This is a genomic window from Cellulomonas carbonis, from assembly GCF_014636275.1.
In the GTDB taxonomy this organism is placed as follows: domain Bacteria; phylum Actinomycetota; class Actinomycetes; order Actinomycetales; family Cellulomonadaceae; genus Actinotalea; species Actinotalea carbonis.
Map to the genome: position 1 here is coordinate 198,784 of NZ_BMEB01000003.1, position 16,138 is coordinate 214,921.

Below are 16,138 nucleotides of genomic sequence, written 5' to 3' on the forward strand. Positions count from 1 at the left end.
CTGGTCGGGTGTACGAGGGCGCGGTCCAGGACCTGATCGACGAGCTCGGGCGACTGCCCGGCGTCGGTCCCAAGAGCGCGCAGCGGATCGCCTTCCACCTCCTCGCGGCGGATCCGGCCGACGTGCGCCGCCTCGTCGACGCGCTGACCGAGGTCAAGGCCCGGGTGCAGTTCTGCAGCGTCTGCGGCAACGTCGCGCAGGAGGAGCTCTGCCGGGTCTGCCGGGATCCGCGCCGGTCGCCGTCGGTGATCTGCGTCGTCGAGGAGCCCAAGGACGTCGTCGCGATCGAGCGCACTCGCGAGTTCCGCGGGAAGTACCACGTGCTCGGCGGCGCCATCAACCCGATCGACAACGTCGGCCCGGACGACCTGCGCATCAAGGAGCTCATGAGCCGCCTCGCCGACGGGCAGGTCACCGAGGTCATCCTCGCGACCGACCCGAACGTCGAGGGCGAGGCGACCTCGACCTACCTCGCGCGCCTGCTGGTCCCGATGGGCCTGCGCGTCACACGACTCGCGTCCGGGCTGCCGGTCGGGGGGGACCTGGAGTACGCCGATGAGGTCACGCTCGGGCGGGCCTTCGAAGGACGGAGGCAGATCAGTGCCTGACAACCCCGACCCGTCGCTCGCCGTGAGCGCGGAGGCGGCCACACCGGCCGACCTGGTCGACGTCGCCCGCTCCGTGTCCGACGAGGCCCGCCGCTTCGTCACGACGGTGACCGAGGTCGCCGCGAACACGCTGCCCGAGGTCGCGATCCCGCTCCTGCTGCTCGCCGTCTCGGACGTGCTCGCCGCGGGCGCACGCCTCGGCGCGATGACCGACGTCGTCCCGCCCGACCGCTTCGAGCCCGACGTCGGCCCCGACGCGGACCTCGACCCGCTGCGCGCCGCGCTCGAGAACGTGCTCGAGGGCATCGACGACTACGTCGAGGTCGACGACCCGCTGCTCGGCGAGCAGCTCGTCTCGTCGTCGGTGTCGGGCGACCTCGTGCTCGTCGCGGGCGCGCTCGTCCAGGGGCAGCGGCACTTCGACAACGGCCAGGTGCTCGAGGCCCTGTGGTGGTGGCAGTACTCGTACCTCGCCAACTGGGGTGAGCGCGCGTCCGCCGTCCTCCGGGTCCTCCAGACGATCCTCGCCCACCTGCGTCTGGACGTCGACGACGACGTCGCGGCCGAGGCGGAGTTCCAGGCCCTCCACCCCTAGATGGCGTCGTGATCAGCGGCGGCCTGGAGATCGCCGCGGGAACGGTCGCGCTCCTCGTGCTCGCCGGGTTCCTCGCCGGGTGGGTGGACGCCGTCGTCGGCGGTGGCGGGCTCGTCCAGCTCCCCGCGCTGCTGCTCGTGCCCGGCATCAGCCCCGTCCAGGCGCTCGCGACCAACAAGCTCGCGGGGATCATGGGCACGAGCGTCAGCGCCGCGACGTTCTACCGCCGCATCCAGCCGGACATGCGGACCGCGACCCCCATGGCGCTCGCCGCGCTCGTGGGCGCCGCAGGCGGTGCGTCGCTCGCGGTGCTGCTGCCCGAGTCCGTCATCGAGCCGATCATCCTCGGCGCGCTCGTGCTCGTCGCGGCGTACACCGTCGCGCGGCCGCGGGTGGGGCGTGCGACCGAGCTGCGCTGGACCGGACGCCGGCACGTCGTCGTCGCGTCGGTGCTGGGCGCGGGCATCGGCACCTACGACGGGCTCGTCGGGCCCGGGACCGGGACGTTCCTCGTGATCGGCCTGGTCGGCCTGCTCGGCTACGCGTTCCTCGAGGCGTCGGCCAAGGCGAAGATCGTCAACGCCGCGACGAACCTCGGCGCGCTGGTCGTGTTCTCGCTCCAGGGCGCGCCGCTGTGGGGGCTCGGACTCGCCGTCGGCGTCGCGAACATCGCGGGCGCCTACCTCGGCGCCCGCATGGCGATCGCCCGCGGCAGCCGATTCGTCCGCGTCGTCTTCCTGGTCGTCGTCGGCGCGCTCATCGTCCGGCTGGGGTGGGACGTCCTGGCCTGACCGGCGCCGCGCCGCCGGCCGTCACGCCACGCGCATCCCGCGCGGGAGCGTCGCCTGGGGGATCGTCAGCCGGCGGACCGCGACGACGACGCCGCCTGCACCGAGCAGCACGAGCGTCGCGAGGCCCCACGGCCAGACCGCGCCCGAGGACTCGACGCGCTCCATCTGCTCGGCCTGCCGCTCCTCCCAGTCGCCCGCGTTCCAGCACTCCTCGAGCGGCTCCTGCACGCCGACGCGCGCGCTGCGCACGCCGTACCGGATGAGCGTCATGGGGTCGCTCGCCGTCTGGATGTCGCCGCCGGGCAGCGCGTCGGCCACGACGACGAACGGGTTCGGCGCGAGCAGCCACCACGTGCGCTCGGTGTGGGCGACGTACCGCTCCTGCGTCACGAGCTCGCACTCGACGTCGCCGATCGGGTTGCCGAAGTCGTCGAACTGCAGGTCGGAGCTCCACGGCAGCTGGTTGACCTGGACCTCCTCGTCGCCCGAGACGAGGAACATCGAGAGCCCGAAGACGACGAGCGTCACGACGCACAGGCCCGCCACGGTCACGTAGGTGAGGACCGCCGACCCGGCGCCGCGGTTCACGAGGGCGGAGAAGCCCAGGCCCACCGCGCAGACCACCGCCAGCACCACGGCCAGGAGGAGCAGCGTCGTGAGCAGCCCGACGACGGGGGTGCCGCCCGCCGCGAACGCCCACACGACGAAGGGCACCGACACCGCGAGGAACGCGAGCGACGCGACCCACGCAGCGAGCAGCTTGCCGAGCACGATCTCGGCCGGGCTCAGGAGCGTGACCTGGAGCGTCGCGAGGGTGCCCGCCGCGCGGTCGCCGTTGATCGACGTCGCGGACAGGGTCGGGGACACGAGCAGCCCGAGGAACAGGACGAAGAACACGATGAAGCCGAACATCGTGCGCCCGACGCTCACGCCGTCGTCGGACATGGTCGCGGAGGCGCTCGACGACGCGAGGAAGGTCAGCGTGGTCACCGCGCCGACGACGACCGCGAAGACGACCAGCGCGACGACCCACCGCGTCGACCGCACGCGCTGACGCAGCTCGAGGGTCGCGACGGTCCGCACGCCCGCCCACGTGAGGCTCCACGCGCCGGTCGAACGGTCGGGCCGCCCGGCCGCGTCGTCGGGCGCGGCGGCCGGCGGGGTCTGCAGGTCGGCGCTCATCGACGCTCCTCCTCGAGGGCCAGGTACGTGGACTCCAGCGCGCCTGCGGCGGGCGCGAGGGACGTCACGGGGACGCCCGCGCCGACGGCCGTCCGCAGCAGCGCCGCGGCGGCCTCCTCGCCGTCGAGCTCGACGAGCACCCCGCCCGGGACGTCGGCGGGTGGCGCGAAGGTGTCCTCCGGGGTCCAGGGCACTCCGGCTGCGTCGAGCCACGCGGCGAGCCCGGACTGCGACAGGGCCCGCAGCCGCCAGGGCCGCCGCGTCGCGGTCGCCTCCTCCACGGTCTGCCGCGCCACGGTGCGACCGCCCGAGACGAACACGGCGTCGTCGGCCATCTCGTCGAGCTCGGTCAGGACGTGGCTCGAGACGAGGACCGTGCGGCCCTGAGCGGCGAGCCCGCGCAGCAGGACCCGGAGGTCGACCCGCGACCGTGGGTCGAGGCCCGACGCGGGCTCGTCGAGCAGGAGCACCTGGGGGTCGTGCACGAGCGCCCGCGCGAGGCCGAGGCGCTGCTTCTGCCCGCGCGAGAGCACGTGCGCGGGGCGGTCGGCGAGGTCGGCCAGGTGGACCGTCTCGAGCAGCTCGGCGACGCGCGTCGTGGCGACCTCGGCGGGGACGCGGTACGCGGCCGCGAACGTCAGCAGGATCTCGCGCGCCGTGAGCGAGTCCCACGTGCCGAAGGCGTCCGGCATCCACCCCGTCACGGCGCGGGCGCCGAGCCCGTCGACCGTCGGGTCGACCCCCGCGACCGTGATGGTCCCGGCGTCGGGCCGGAGCAGGCCCGCGAGCATGAGCAGCAGCGTCGTCTTGCCCGACCCGTTCGGGCCGACGAGCGCCGTCACGGCGCCGGGGTGCGCGACGAGGTCCATGCCGTCGACGGCGCGCACCGGACCGAAGTGCCGCCGCACGTCCTGGGTGACGATGCCGCCGGGACCCGGCCGCGCCGGGGTGGGGGTGCTCATGGCCGCGAGCGTAGGCGCGGGGTGCGACGCTCCGGGTCCCCCTGAGGGCTGACCTGTGGACGGGACTCGTCCTCCCGCCGCGATCCGGATCCCGGACACCCACCTGTCCACGCGCTGGACCGGCCTATCCTCGCGGCATCCATCCGAACGACCACCGGAGCGTCGCCGTGGGCTTGATCGTGCAGAAGTACGGGGGATCCTCCGTCGCGGACGCCGGGAGCATCAAGCGCGTCGCCAAGCGCATCGCCGAGGCGCGCCGCGCGGGCGACGACGTCGTCGTCGTCGTCTCCGCGATGGGTGACACGACCGACGAGCTCATCGACCTCGCGAACGACATCACGCCCCTGCCGCCGGCCCGCGAGATGGACATCCTCCTCACCGCGGGCGAGCGGATCTCGATGTCGCTGCTCGCGATGGCGATCGCCAACCTCGGCGTCGAGGCCCGCTCGTTCACGGGCCAGCAGGCGGGAGTCATCACCGACGACGTGCACGGCCGCGCACGCATCATCGACGTCAAGGCGAGCCGCATCCGCCAGGCCCTCGACGACGGCGCCGTCGCGATCGTCGCGGGGTTCCAGGGCGTCACCGAGCACACGAACGACGTGACCACGCTCGGGCGGGGCGGCTCGGACACCACCGCGGTCGCCCTCGCCGCGGCGCTCGACGCCGACGTGTGCGAGATCTACACCGACGTCGACGGCGTCTTCACGGCCGACCCGCGGATCGTCCCCACCGCGCGCAAGCTCGACCGCATCACCTACGAGGAGATGCTCGACATGGCCGCGAGCGGCGCGAAGGTCCTCATGCTGCGCTGCGTCGAGTACGCGCGGCGGAACAACGTCCCCATCCACGTGCGTTCCTCGTTCTCGGGCCACGTGGGAACCCTCGTCACGGACGAGGTCGCCGAAGGAGCAGACAGCATGGAGCAGCCGATCATCTCCGGCGTCGCGCACGACCGGAGCGAGGCCAAGGTCACCGTCGTCGGCGTGCCGGACGTCCCCGGGACGGCGGCACGGATCTTCGAGGTCGTGGCCGAGGCGGGCCTCAACATCGACATGATCGTCCAGAACGTCTCGGCGGCGCAGACCGGCCTCACCGACATCTCGTTCACGCTGCCCGCGTCGGAGGGGCAGCGCGCGACGGCGGCGCTGACGGCCGCGCAGTCCGAGGTCGGGTTCGCGTCGCTGCAGTACGACGACACGATCGGCAAGCTGTCGCTCATCGGCGCCGGCATGAAGTCGCACCCCGGAGTCTCGGCGCGGCTGTTCGGCGCGCTGCGGGACGCGGGCGTCAACATCGAGATGATCTCGACGTCGGAGATCCGCGTCTCGGTCATCACGCGCGCGGACCAGCTCGACGACGCGGTGCGCGCGGTCCACACGGCCTTCGGGCTGGACTCCACCGAGGGCGAGGCCGTCGTGTACGGCGGGACGGGGCGATGACGATGAGCGGTCTGGACGTGGCGGTCGTGGGTGCGACCGGGCAGGTGGGTGCCGTCATGCGGCGCCTCCTCGCGGAGCGCGACTTCCCGGTCGCGTCGATCCGCTTCTTCGCGTCCGCGCGGTCCGCGGGCTCGACGCTGCCGTGGCGTGACGGCGAGGTCGTCGTCGAGGACGTCGCGACGGCGGACCTGAGCGGGATCGACGTGGCGCTGTTCTCCGCGGGCGGCGCGACGTCGAAGGAGTGGGCGCCGCGGTTCGCCGCCGCGGGCGCGCTCGTGATCGACAACTCGTCGGCGTGGCGCAAGGACCCCGAGGTGCCCCTCGTCGTGAGCGAGGTGAACCCGCACGCGCTCGCGGACGCCGTCAAGGGCATCATCGCGAACCCGAACTGCACGACGATGGCCGCGATGCCCGTGCTCAAGCCGCTGCACGCCGAGGCCGGCCTGCGTCGCCTCGTCGTCGCGACGTACCAGGCGGTCTCCGGCGGCGGGCTCAAGGGCGTCGCCGAGCTCGAGACCCAGGTCAAGGCGGTCGAGGGGCAGGACGTCGCCGCGCTCACGCACGACGGCGGCGCCGTCGACCTCGGCGAGCCGTCGCTGTACGCGCGGCCCATCGCGTTCAACGTCCTGCCGCTGGCCGGCTCGGTCGTCGACGACGGGTCGCTCGAGACCGACGAGGAGCAGAAGCTCCGCAACGAGAGCCGGAAGATCCTCGAGATCCCCGACCTGCTGGTGAGCGGGACGTGCGTGCGCGTGCCCGTCTTCACCGGGCACTCGCTCGCGGTGCACGCCGAGTTCGAGCGACCGATCTCGGTCGAGCGCGCCACGGAGCTGCTCGCCGACGCCCCGGGCGTCGAGCTCACCGACATCCCGACACCGCTGCAGGCGGCGGGTGCCGACGCGAGCTACGTCGGCCGCATCCGTGAGGACCAGGGCGCGCCCGCCGGCCACGGCCTCGTGATGTTCATCAGCAACGACAACCTGCGTAAGGGTGCCGCGCTCAACGCGGTCCAGATCGCCGAGCTCGTCGCCGCCCAGCGCCTGGCGCCCACCGCCTGACACACCGGCGCGAGCCCCCGGACACGCCGCGCACGAGCCCCGCAGCGAGGCCCGGACCCCCACGGGGGTCCGGGCCTCGGTCGTCCCCGGGCCCGCTCGTCCGGGCGACCCTTGTGGCGCGCCCCGCTCCTGTGGTTCATTACTCAGGTAACGAACCAACAAGGCGACGGAGGTGGACGGCCGTGTTCGACGGACGCGACCCGATCTACCTCCAGATCGCCGACCGCATCCGGGGCGACGTCCTGAGCGGGGCGCTCGCGGGGGAGGAGCAGGTCATGTCGACGACGCAGTACGCGACGACCTTCCGGATCAACCCCGCGACCGCGGCCAAGGCGTTCGCGCTCCTCGTCGACGAGGGCGTCCTGTACAAGCGGCGCGGCATCGGGATGTTCGTCAGCCCCGACGCGCGGGAGCACCTCCTGACCGCGCGGCGTGAGCGCTTCTTCGTCGAGGTGGTCGACCCCGTCGCGGCCGAGGCGGCCGTGCTCGGCGTGCCCGTCGACGCCGTCGTCGAGCGCCTGCGCTCCGGGTACGCCGCGCGCGCCACCGCCGCCACCACCACGACCACCGCACCGCACGAGGAGGGCGACCCGCGATGAGCGGCTTCTCCGTCGAGGTCCGCGACCTCACCGTCCGCTACCCGGCGTGGCGCCGGCCCGCCACGACCGCGCTCGACGGCCTGTCGCTCACGCTCGAGCCCGGTCGCCTGCACGGGCTGCTGGGCCGGAACGGCTCGGGCAAGACGACGCTGCTGTCGGTGCTCGCCGCGTTCCGCCGTCCGACGGCGGGGGCCGTGCTCGTCGACGGCGAGGACCCGTGGGAGAACGCCCGCGTCATGAGCGGGGTCTGCCTCGTCCGTGAGAGCGGTGACGTGCAGGGCGAGGTCCGGCTCCGCGACACCGTCCGGCTGCTCGAGCAGGTGCGCCCGACGTTCGACCGCTCGTTCGCCGAGAGCCTCATGGACACCTTCGAGCTCGACCCGCGCGCGACGCCGACGTCCCTGTCGCGCGGCAAGCGGTCCGCGTTCGGCGTCGTCGTCGGGCTCGCGAGCCGTGCGCCGCTCACGCTCCTCGACGAGGTGCACCTGGGCATGGACGCGCCGTCGCGCTACGCGTTCTACGACGCGCTGCTCGCCGACTACGTCGAGCACCCGCGGACCGTCGTGCTCTCGAGCCACCTGATCGACGAGGTCCAGCGCATGCTCGAGCACGTCGTCGTCCTCGACCGCGGGCGCGTCCTGCTCGCGGACGACGCCGACGACCTCCGCGCGAGCGGCACCAGCGTCGTCGGGCCGGACACCGCCGTCGACGCGTTCGTCGCCGGTCGGCGCGTCCTGAGCCGGCGCAGCCTGGGCCGCACGGTCCAGGTCACGGTCTTCGGCCGGCTCGCGCCCGACGACGTCGCCGCGGCGTCGGCCGCCGGGCTCGAGCTCGGCCCCGTGGACCTGCAGGACCTGTTCGTCGACCTCACCGCCAAGGAGGGCGTCCGATGACCGCCGCCACCCCGAGCCGGACCTCGGCGGCCGGCGCACGCCCCGGCGCCGTCGTCGCGACGGCCTCGTACCTGCTGCGGACACAGCTCCGCGTGGTCGCGTGGGCGCTCGCGCTGGTCGTCGTCGGCCTCGCCGTCACGGTCGTCGTGCTCGAGCGCGTGCAGCCCATGGAGGTGTCGATCCTCCAGTTCGGCCGGCAGGGCCTCGTCTGGTTCCCGTTCTCGCTCATGGTCATCGTCGCGACGGCGTACCTCGGGCCGCACGTCGCGATGGGCCTCACGCGCAGGAGCCTCGGCCACGCCGCGATCCTCGTGGCCGGGGCGACCGCCCTCGTGCTCGGCACCGCGGTGGCGGCGCTCATGGTCGTCGAGCGCGGCGTCTACGGGGCGCTCGGCTGGGAGCACGGCATCGACGCGGGCCTCGTCGGGCTCTCCGGCTCCTGGTCCGTCCCGCTGCTGCTCGTCGACCACGTGCTCCTCGTCCTCGCCGGTCAGGTCGCTGGTCTGCTCGTCGGCGCGGCCTACAAGCGCTGGCACTGGACGGTCGCGACGCTCGCGCTGCCGGTCACCGTGAGCCCCGCCCTGGTGGCGTCGGTGCTGCTGGACGGCGAGCTCGGGGCACCGGTCGACGGCTCGGCCGGCGGGGTCGCGCTGCGGGTCACCCTCGTCGTCGCGACGACGCTCGTGGCGGCCGTGGCGTACCTGGCCGTCCAGCGCCGGACGGCGGTCGCGCCGGCCGCGACCTGAGCCGCCGCACCACGACCCGAGCCGCACCGCGAGCAGAACCGCCTCGCCACCCGAACCACCACGACCACAACCGCTCCACCCCCTACCACCACCCGGGCGCCCACGACGCGCCCGCACCACGGGGCCGCACCTGCGCGCCCCGCCGCACGATCGGGCTCGGCACACCTCAGGAGGTCCGGATGGCCACCACCGACACCGTCACGGTGCGCGGGCTGCGCAAGGAGTACGGCACGCGTGTCGCGGTCCGCGACGTCGACCTCGACGTGCACCGCGGCGAGATCGTCGGCGTCGTCGGCCCCAACGGCGCGGGCAAGACGACGACGGTCGAGTGCGTCACGGGACTGCGCCGCCGCGACGGCGGCGAGGTCCGCGTCCTCGGCGTCGACCCGCAGGTCGACCCGCTCACGGTCCGTCGCCGTGTCGGGTGCCAGCTCCAGGCCAGCGAGCTGCCCGCCCGGATCACCGTCGGCGAGGCGCTCCGGCTCTACGCGTCGTTCTACCCGGACCCCGGCGGACGTCGTGCAGCTCGCCGAGCAGCTGGGCCTGGCCGACCGGCTCGCGGTGCGGTTCGGGGCGCTCTCGGGCGGCCAGAGGCAGCGCCTCTCGATCGCGCTGGCGCTCGTCGGTCGGCCCGAGCTCGCGGTCCTCGACGAGCTCACGACGGGCCTCGACCCCGCTGCGCGGCGCGACACGTGGGACCTGGTCGAGCAGGTGCGCGACGCCGGCGTGACGGTCCTGCTCGTCACGCACTTCATGGACGAGGCCGAGCGGCTGTGCGACCGGCTCGTCGTCGTCGACCGCGGCACCGTCGTCGCGAGCGGGACGCCCGCGGGGCTCGTCGCCGCGCACAGCCCCGGGCAGCGCCTGCGCTTCCGCCTCTCGCCGCGCGCGCCGGTCCCGTCCGCCGACGGCGCGTCGGCCGGGGTGGGCCCGCACGAGGTGCTCCGTGAGGTGCCCGCCGACGTCGCCGCGGCGCTCGCCCGCGTCCCGTCCGTGCGGTCGGTCGCGGTGCACGACGGCGACGTCGTGGTCGACGGCGACGCGGACGTCGTCGGGCCCGCGCTGCTCGGCCTCGCACACGCGGGCGTGCAGCCGGTCCACGTCGCCGCCGAGCGCGGCACCCTCGAGGACGTCGTCGTCGCCCTCACCACCCGCCGAGCGCTCGAGGAGGTCTGAGATGTCCGTCCGCACCCTCACCGCCAACGAGGCCAGGCTCCTGCTGCGCGACCCCGGCAACGCGTTCTTCGCGCTCGCGTTCCCCGCGGTGCTGCTCGTCCTCGTCGGCCTGCTGCTGCCCGGGATGCGCGAGCCGATCCAGGTGCCCGGGCTGACGCACCTGCGCACGATCGACGTGTACGTGCCCGTCGTCCTGTGCACCGCCGTCGCGACCGTCGCCGTCTCGACGTTCCCGACGGTCTTCGGCACGTACCGCGAGCGGGGCGTGCTGCGGCGGCTCGCGGCCACCCCGCTGCCCGCGAGCCGCCTCCTCGTGGCCGAGCTCGCGGTGAGCCTCGGGGCGCTCGTGGTGGCCGTCGGCCTCGCACTCGGCCTCGCCGGCGTCGTGCTCGGCATCGCGGCGCCCGCCCAGCCCGCCGTCGCGGTCCTCGCCTTCGCGCTCACCGTCGCGCACATGGGTGCGCTGGGGTGCGTCCTCGCCGCGGTCGTGCGGTCGGCGGCCAACGCGAACGCGTTCGGGATGATGCTCTACTTCCCGCTGCTGTTCGTCGCGGGCGTCTGGCTGCCCGGGCCGCTCATGCCCGCGACGCTGCGCGAGGTGGCGTCGTTCCTCCCGCTGGGAGCGGGTGCGCAGGCGCTCCAGGAGGCCTGGTTCGGGTCGGGCCTGCCGGCTCGTCAGCTCGTCGTCATGGTCGTGTGGACGGCGGTGCTCGGTCCGCTCGCGGCGCGCCTGTTCCGCTGGACCTGACGTGGTCGTGGACGGCCGGCGCGCGCGGCGGTCACCGCGGACGTCGGGTGGTCGCGGTGGTCGCGGTCAGCGGGCGAACCACGCCGTCGCGGGCTCGCCGCGCCGGAGCGTGTCGACGTAGTCGAGGGTCCGCCGGATCCGCTCGACGGACGACGGGTTGAGCGGCTCGGGGAGCGCGTCCTGCGCGAACCAGCCGAGGTCCGTGGACTCGTCGTCGCCGATCGCGAGCGTCCCGCCCACGGGGCGGCACCAGAAGCACGTGTCGAGGTAGTGCGCGCGGTCGCCGTTCGGGTACTCGACGAGGCCCGTGGTCGAGACGGCCGTGAGCGCGAGGACCTCGACGTCGATCCCGGTCTCCTCACGGACCTCGCGGACGACGGCGACCGCGGGCTCCTCGCCGGGTTCGAGGATCCCGCTCGGGACCGCCCACCGGCCGTTGTCCGCGCGCCGGCCGAGCAGGATCCGCGCCTCGTCGTCGACGACGACGGCGGACGTGCCCGGCAGCCACAGCACGTCGGTCCCGACCCGCTCACGCAGGCGCAGGACGAACTCGGGGATCGGCACGGGGCGACTGTAGCCCGGGCGCCGCGCCCGCCAGGACCGGCCGCCGCGGCCCGCGGAGCCGCCCGGCACCCGTTCGGCCCAGCGGTGCGCGAACCGCAACAGCGCGGACCCACGGCCGCAACAGGGCCGCTCGTAGCCTCGGCGACATGCCCCTGCCGACCCTGGACGTGCCCGCCGTCGCCGAGCGCCACCTGCTCGCCCTGCCGGCGGACACCGAGCCGGCCGACGTCCACGGCCTCGCGGTCGAGCGCTTCCCTGCCGCCGCGTGGGAGGTCGAGCCGAGCCTCGCGCCGCCGCGCCGCGCGGGCGGGGCGCGCGGGCTCCGGGTGCTCGCGGCACCACCGGGCCTGCTACGCCTCGCGGACGACGTCGAGCTCGCCGGACCCTGGGAGGTCGACGACACCACCGCCGGCGGGCTGGGGCTGCCGCTCGGCTGCACGCACGTCTACGTCCTCGGTGCGCCGGTGCGTCGCGGCGCCGTGCGTCCCCCGATCCTGGGCGACCCCGACGGCCTCGGGCGGGCGTTCCCGTTCGGGGTGCCGATCGGCGCCGAGGGCGAGGTCCTCACCTGGGCCGTGGCGTGCGCGCGGCGCCTCGGCGGTGCGGTGCGAACGGCCGACGGCGCGCGCACCACGGTCCTCGTCCCCGACCCGGCGGCCGCGGTGGACCTCACCGTGTGGGCGTCCGTACCCCTGCCGGCCCCCGTCGTCGTGGACGTCGTCGACCGCGTCACGGGGGCGAGGGCCCGCGTCGAGCGCGCGACCGCGTCCCTCGGCTACCGCGTCACGGTCGGCCTCGGTGCCGACCTGGGGCGCGACGGGACGCTCGTCGTCGAGGTGGTGTCCGACGACGTCGTCCCGCCGCGCGTGCACGAGGTCGGGACCGTGGTCGCGCACCGGGTCCGCTGGGCGCCGCCGGACCCCGTCGAGGCCGCCCTCGAGCGACCCTCCAACGCCCACCGGTTCGCGCGGGCACGTGCGACGCCCGTCGTCGTCGCCGTCGCGCGTGCTCTCCTGCAGGGAGCGGGCGGGCTCGTGACCGACGCGGCGGACCTGCTGGTGGAGCCCGCGGACCTCTGAGCGACCGGTCGTGGCGTGGGCTCCCGGCCCGGTCGACGACCCGGCTCGAGCAGAACGGCCCGGGCCGCGAGGGCCCGGGCCGTTCTCGACGTCGTCGACGCCGTCTGTCGGGGTGGCGGGATTCGAACCCACGACCTCTTCGTCCCGAACGAAGCGCGCTACCAAGCTGCGCCACACCCCGGTGGAACCCGAGAAGGATAGCCCCTCGGAGGGGCAGCGACGAAACCGGGTCCCGAGCGCGCCTCCGGGCGGCTCACCACCGCGGGCGGCCGGCCGGTCGCGGCGGGCTCAGCGCGCGACCAGCGTGAGGAGCGTCGCCTCGGGGCGGCACGCGAACCGCACGGGCGCGTACGGCGACGTGCCGAGGCCCGCGGACACGTGCAGCCACGTCGACCCGGCCCCGCGCGGCTCGTCGGGGCGCGCTCCCGGCCAGCCGTGCAGACCCTTGGCGCGGCTCGTGTCGAGGTCGCAGTTCGTGACCAGCGCACCCAGCACGGGCAGGCACAGCTGGCCGCCGTGCGTGTGCCCGGCGATGACGAGGTCGCTCCCGTCGGCGTGCATGGCGTCGAGGGTGCGCCGGTAGGGCGCGTGCGTCACGCCGACCCGGAGGTCCGCCTCCGCGGCGGGCACGTCGGGGGCGGGGAACCGGTCGCGGTCGATGTGCGGGTCGTCGACGCCCACCAGCGCGAGCGTGCGGCCGTCCGCGACGACGACGTCGCGCCGGTTCGACAGGTCGACCCATCCGGCCTCGGACAGCGCGGCGCCCAGCTGGTCGGCGGGCAGGGGGCGCGGCTCGGAGATCGTGCGCCGCGAGTCGCTCAGGAGGTAGCGCGCGGGGTTCTTGGGCACGGGTGCGAAGTAGTCGTTGGAGCCCATGACGAACGCCCCGGGGAAGCGCGTGAGGGGCTCGAGCGCGTGCAGCAGGTGGGGCAGCACCTCGGTGTGCGCCATGTTGTCGCCCGTGTCGACGACGAGGTCCGGCTCGAGGTCCGCCAGCGAGCGCACCCACTCGATCTTGCGGTCCTGCGAGGGGGTCAGGTGCAGGTCCGAGATGTGGAGCACGCGCAGCGGGCGCTGACCCCGGGGCAGGACCGGGACGGTGACGTGGCGCAGGGTGTAGAGCTGCGCCTCGACCGCCGCGTACGCGATCCCGGCGGCACCCGCGAGCGCCGCGCCCGCGAGGGCGCGGCCGACGGTCCCGATCACTCAGTCGTCCTGACCGGGGGGCGGGTCGCGGTCGTCCCGGCCGCGGCTCGCCCGGTCGTCCTCGTCGCCGCCCGACGCCTCTGCGGGCGGCTGCCCGTTCGAGATCACGAGCGTGACGGTGCTCCCCTCGGAGGCGCGCGAGCCGCCCGCGGGCTGGGTCCGGGCGACGCTGCCTTCGGGCTGCCGGGACTCCTCCTGGGTGCCGCTCACGCGGACGGTGAAGCCGGCCGCCTCGAGCGTCGACGTCGCTCGCGAGACGCTGCGGCCGTTGACGTTCGGCACCCGGGTCTGCGTGCCCTGGACGAGCCGGTTCGACGGCGGCGCGAAGGTCGCGACGGGCAGCCCGTCGAGCGCGCGGGTCATGTACCGGTCCCACGTGCCGGCGGCGATCAGGCCGCCGTAGACCTGCGGGTAGTACCGGCCGTTGATGCGGATCTGCTGCATCGGGAGCTTGACGTCCGGGTTGCCGAGCCAGACGGCGGAGACGACCTGGGGCGTGTACCCGACGAACCACGTGTGCGTGTTCTCGTTGGTCGTCCCGGTCTTGCCGGCCGAGGGCCGTCCCGAGATCTGCGAGCGCCGGCCCGAGCCGTCGGTCATGACCGACTGCAGCGCGTAGGTGACCGTCGAGGCGATCGCGGGGTCGAGGACCTCGCGGCAGTTGGCCGACGGGACCGGGAGCTCCTGCCCCTCGCTGTCCGTCACCCGCGTGATCGCGATCGGCTCGCAGAACGTGCCGTTCGCCGCGAACGTCGCGTAGGCCGCGGCCATCGTGAGCGGCGACGCCTGCTGCGCCCCCAGGACGGTCGACGGGAGGATCTCGACATCCGCGCCGTCGGCGCGGTGGAAGCCGATGGTCTTGGCCATCTCGACGATGCCGCAGTAGTCGAGCTGCGACGCCATGTTCATGTACGCCGTGTTGACCGAGTTGGCCGTGGCCGAGAGGACCGACATGCGGCCCGAGCCCTGCCCGTCGACGTTCTTCGGCTCGTACGGGTCGGCGTCGAGGCTCGCGAAGGGGTTGCCCGGGATGCAGGCCGCGCTGAGGTCGCGCGACTTGTACTCCTTGCTGGAGGCGTCGACCGACTGGTTGAGGCTCTTGCCCTGCGCGAGCCACTCCGCGAGCACGAACGGCTTGAAGGTCGAGCCGACCTGGAAGCCGGTCGAGGCGCCGTAGGGGGCGTCGGTGTTGTAGTTGATGGCGCTCTCGCCCGGCCCGGGGGGCGGGTCCGTGCGTGGGTTGTACGTGCGGTTCTGCGCCATCGCGAGGATCTTCCCCGTGCCCGGCTCGACCGAGACGAGGGCGTGGCCGATGCCGGTCGGGTCGGTGTCCGGCACCGCGGCGCGGATCTCCTCGTCGGCGACGGCCTGCATGCGCAGGTCGATGGTCGTGTAGATGTCGAGGCCGCCCGCGAAGAGCAGGTCACGGCGGTTCTCGCGCGTCTCGCCGAACTCCGGCGACTCGAGGATGACCTTGGTGACGTAGTCGCAGAAGTACGCCGCGCCGCCGGCCGCCTGGCAGTTGTTGCCCGAGTCGGAGACGTTGAGGGTGTCCGCCAGGGGCGTCGCGATGCCCGCCTGGTACTCCTCCTCGGTGATCATGTCCTGCGCGCGCATCGTGCCGAGGACGACGTTGCGGCGGGCCTGCGACTGCTCGGGGCTCGCGATCGGGTCGTTCGCGCTCGGGGCCTGCGTGATGCCCGCGATGGTCGCCGCCTGGAGGTAGTTGAGGTCCTTCGCGGAGACCGAGAAGTAGTGACGCGCGGCCGCCTCGACGCCGTAGACCGACGTGCCGAACTGCGCGATGTTCAGGTAGCCCTGGAGGATCTCCTCCTTGGTCATGCGCTTCTCGAGCGCGATGGCCATCTTGGCCTCCTGGAGCTTGCGGGCGATGCCCGCGGTGCCCTCGGCGACGCGCGCGTCCTGGATCGCCTGCACGTCGTTGTTCGCGATGGCGGTCTCGATGAGGACGTTCTTCACGTACTGCTGCGTCAGCGTCGAGGCGCCCTGCGTGTCGTCGGACGTCAGGTTGGTCATGAGGGCGCGGCCCATGCCGGCGACGTCGACGCCGCCGTGCTCCCAGAAGCGGTGGTCCTCGACGGCGACCACGGCCTGCTGCATGACCGGCGCGATCTCCTCGAGCGGCACGACGATCCGGTTCTGGTACCAGAACGTCGCGAGCAGGCTGCCGTCGGCCGCCCACACGCGCGACTGCTCGGACAGCTCCTGCGGCTCGAGCTCGCTCGGCAGGTCGTCGAAGAGCCGGACCGACGTGTCGGTCACGACGCTCGTCGTCGCGACGGCGGGCATGACGAGCCCGGCCGCGAGCACGCCCCCGACGCCTGCCATGAGCAGGAAGGCGATGAGGAGTGCGAGGGCCTGGAAGAAGTTGACCTGGCGGCCTCTCGGGCGCGCGGAGGCGGACGACATGTCCGACAGGGTACGTGAGCGACCTCCCGCACGGGCCCCGCTGGTGCGAAGGTCCCTGT

At 74.1% G+C, this 16,138-nt stretch carries 16 protein-coding genes, 1 tRNA gene and 1 pseudogene; 12 read left to right on the forward strand and 6 right to left on the reverse strand.

The genetic code is table 11. The features are described from left to right. Positions 1-8 precede the first annotated feature (8 nt). The 3 genes from recR to IEV86_RS10930 are packed head-to-tail and all read left to right on the forward strand — an operon-like array spanning position 9 to position 1,994. Positions 9-608, forward strand: coding sequence for a recombination mediator RecR (gene recR / locus IEV86_RS10920; RefSeq protein WP_043603261.1), 600 nt, complete (start codon positions 9-11; stop codon positions 606-608). Then, the gene (locus tag IEV86_RS10925; protein ID WP_052425892.1) at positions 601-1,203 is read left to right on the forward strand and encodes a DUF5063 domain-containing protein; all 603 of its coding nucleotides are present in this window, start codon (positions 601-603) and stop codon (positions 1,201-1,203) included. The genes recR and IEV86_RS10925 overlap by 8 nt, the downstream gene beginning before the upstream one ends. Before the next feature lie 8 nt (positions 1,204-1,211). Then, the gene (locus IEV86_RS10930; protein WP_043603263.1) at positions 1,212-1,994 is read left to right on the forward strand and encodes a sulfite exporter TauE/SafE family protein; all 783 of its coding nucleotides are present in this window, start codon (positions 1,212-1,214) and stop codon (positions 1,992-1,994) included. A 21-nt stretch (positions 1,995-2,015) separates the two neighbouring features. Here IEV86_RS10930 and IEV86_RS10935 read toward each other — a convergent pair whose 3' ends face one another. Then, the gene (locus IEV86_RS10935) at positions 2,016-3,176 is read right to left on the reverse strand and encodes an ABC transporter permease (protein ID WP_052425893.1); all 1,161 of its coding nucleotides are present in this window, start codon (positions 3,174-3,176) and stop codon (positions 2,016-2,018) included. Beyond that, on the reverse strand, positions 3,173-4,138 hold the full coding sequence (locus IEV86_RS10940; protein WP_043603266.1) for an ABC transporter ATP-binding protein: 966 nt from the start codon (positions 4,136-4,138) through the stop codon (positions 3,173-3,175). The genes IEV86_RS10935 and IEV86_RS10940 overlap by 4 nt, the downstream gene beginning before the upstream one ends. Before the next feature lie 167 nt (positions 4,139-4,305). Between IEV86_RS10940 and IEV86_RS10945 the strand changes: the two genes are divergently transcribed. From IEV86_RS10945 to IEV86_RS10975, 8 genes and pseudogenes are all read left to right on the forward strand, one after another. Beyond that, positions 4,306-5,580, forward strand: a complete 1,275-nt coding sequence (locus tag IEV86_RS10945; protein ID WP_043603268.1) for an aspartate kinase — start codon at positions 4,306-4,308, stop codon at positions 5,578-5,580. Between the two features lie 2 nt (positions 5,581-5,582). Beyond that, positions 5,583-6,638 carry an aspartate-semialdehyde dehydrogenase gene (locus IEV86_RS10950; protein WP_043603366.1) on the forward strand — a complete coding sequence of 352 codons (1,056 nt, stop codon included), beginning with the start codon at positions 5,583-5,585 and terminating at the stop codon, positions 6,636-6,638. A 182-nt stretch (positions 6,639-6,820) separates the two neighbouring features. Continuing rightward, the gene (locus tag IEV86_RS10955; protein ID WP_043603271.1) at positions 6,821-7,237 is read left to right on the forward strand and encodes a GntR family transcriptional regulator; all 417 of its coding nucleotides are present in this window, start codon (positions 6,821-6,823) and stop codon (positions 7,235-7,237) included. Continuing rightward, positions 7,234-8,130: an ATP-binding cassette domain-containing protein gene (locus IEV86_RS10960; protein WP_043603273.1), complete on the forward strand. Its 897-nt coding sequence runs from the start codon at positions 7,234-7,236 to the stop codon at positions 8,128-8,130. Before IEV86_RS10955 ends, IEV86_RS10960 begins: the two co-directional genes overlap by 4 nt. After that, the gene (locus IEV86_RS10965) at positions 8,127-8,876 is read left to right on the forward strand and encodes a hypothetical protein (RefSeq protein ID WP_043603276.1); all 750 of its coding nucleotides are present in this window, start codon (positions 8,127-8,129) and stop codon (positions 8,874-8,876) included. The genes IEV86_RS10960 and IEV86_RS10965 overlap by 4 nt, the downstream gene beginning before the upstream one ends. Before the next feature lie 179 nt (positions 8,877-9,055). Further along, a pseudogene (locus IEV86_RS18275) lies at positions 9,056-9,313 on the forward strand (ATP-binding cassette domain-containing protein); the annotation flags it as partial. An 82-nt stretch (positions 9,314-9,395) separates the two neighbouring features. After that, positions 9,396-10,052, forward strand: coding sequence for an ATP-binding cassette domain-containing protein (locus tag IEV86_RS10970; RefSeq protein WP_438501591.1), 657 nt, complete (start codon positions 9,396-9,398; stop codon positions 10,050-10,052). A 1-nt stretch (position 10,053) separates the two neighbouring features. Beyond that, on the forward strand, positions 10,054-10,800 hold the full coding sequence (locus IEV86_RS10975) for an ABC transporter permease (protein WP_043603279.1): 747 nt from the start codon (positions 10,054-10,056) through the stop codon (positions 10,798-10,800). A gap of 66 nt (positions 10,801-10,866) precedes the next feature. Here IEV86_RS10975 and IEV86_RS10980 read toward each other — a convergent pair whose 3' ends face one another. Further along, complete coding sequence (locus tag IEV86_RS10980) at positions 10,867-11,364, reverse strand: NUDIX hydrolase (RefSeq protein WP_043603282.1); 498 nt, start codon at positions 11,362-11,364, stop codon at positions 10,867-10,869. Positions 11,365-11,510: 146 nt separating this feature from the next. On the opposite strand from IEV86_RS10980, the gene IEV86_RS10985 reads away from it, so the two are divergent. Further along, on the forward strand, positions 11,511-12,443 hold the full coding sequence (locus tag IEV86_RS10985) for a hypothetical protein (protein ID WP_043603285.1): 933 nt from the start codon (positions 11,511-11,513) through the stop codon (positions 12,441-12,443). Positions 12,444-12,550: 107 nt separating this feature from the next. Here IEV86_RS10985 and IEV86_RS10990 read toward each other — a convergent pair. The 3 genes from IEV86_RS10990 to IEV86_RS11000 form a co-directional block, all read right to left on the reverse strand. Continuing rightward, positions 12,551-12,624: transfer RNA gene (locus tag IEV86_RS10990), tRNA-Pro, on the reverse strand. A gap of 107 nt (positions 12,625-12,731) precedes the next feature. Next, positions 12,732-13,649 carry a metallophosphoesterase gene (locus tag IEV86_RS10995; RefSeq protein WP_043603288.1) on the reverse strand — a complete coding sequence of 306 codons (918 nt, stop codon included), beginning with the start codon at positions 13,647-13,649 and terminating at the stop codon, positions 12,732-12,734. Next, a complete protein-coding gene (locus IEV86_RS11000; protein ID WP_052425894.1) occupies positions 13,650-16,079 on the reverse strand; it encodes a penicillin-binding protein in 2,430 nt (809 codons plus the stop codon). Between the last annotated feature and the right edge of the window lie 59 nt (positions 16,080-16,138).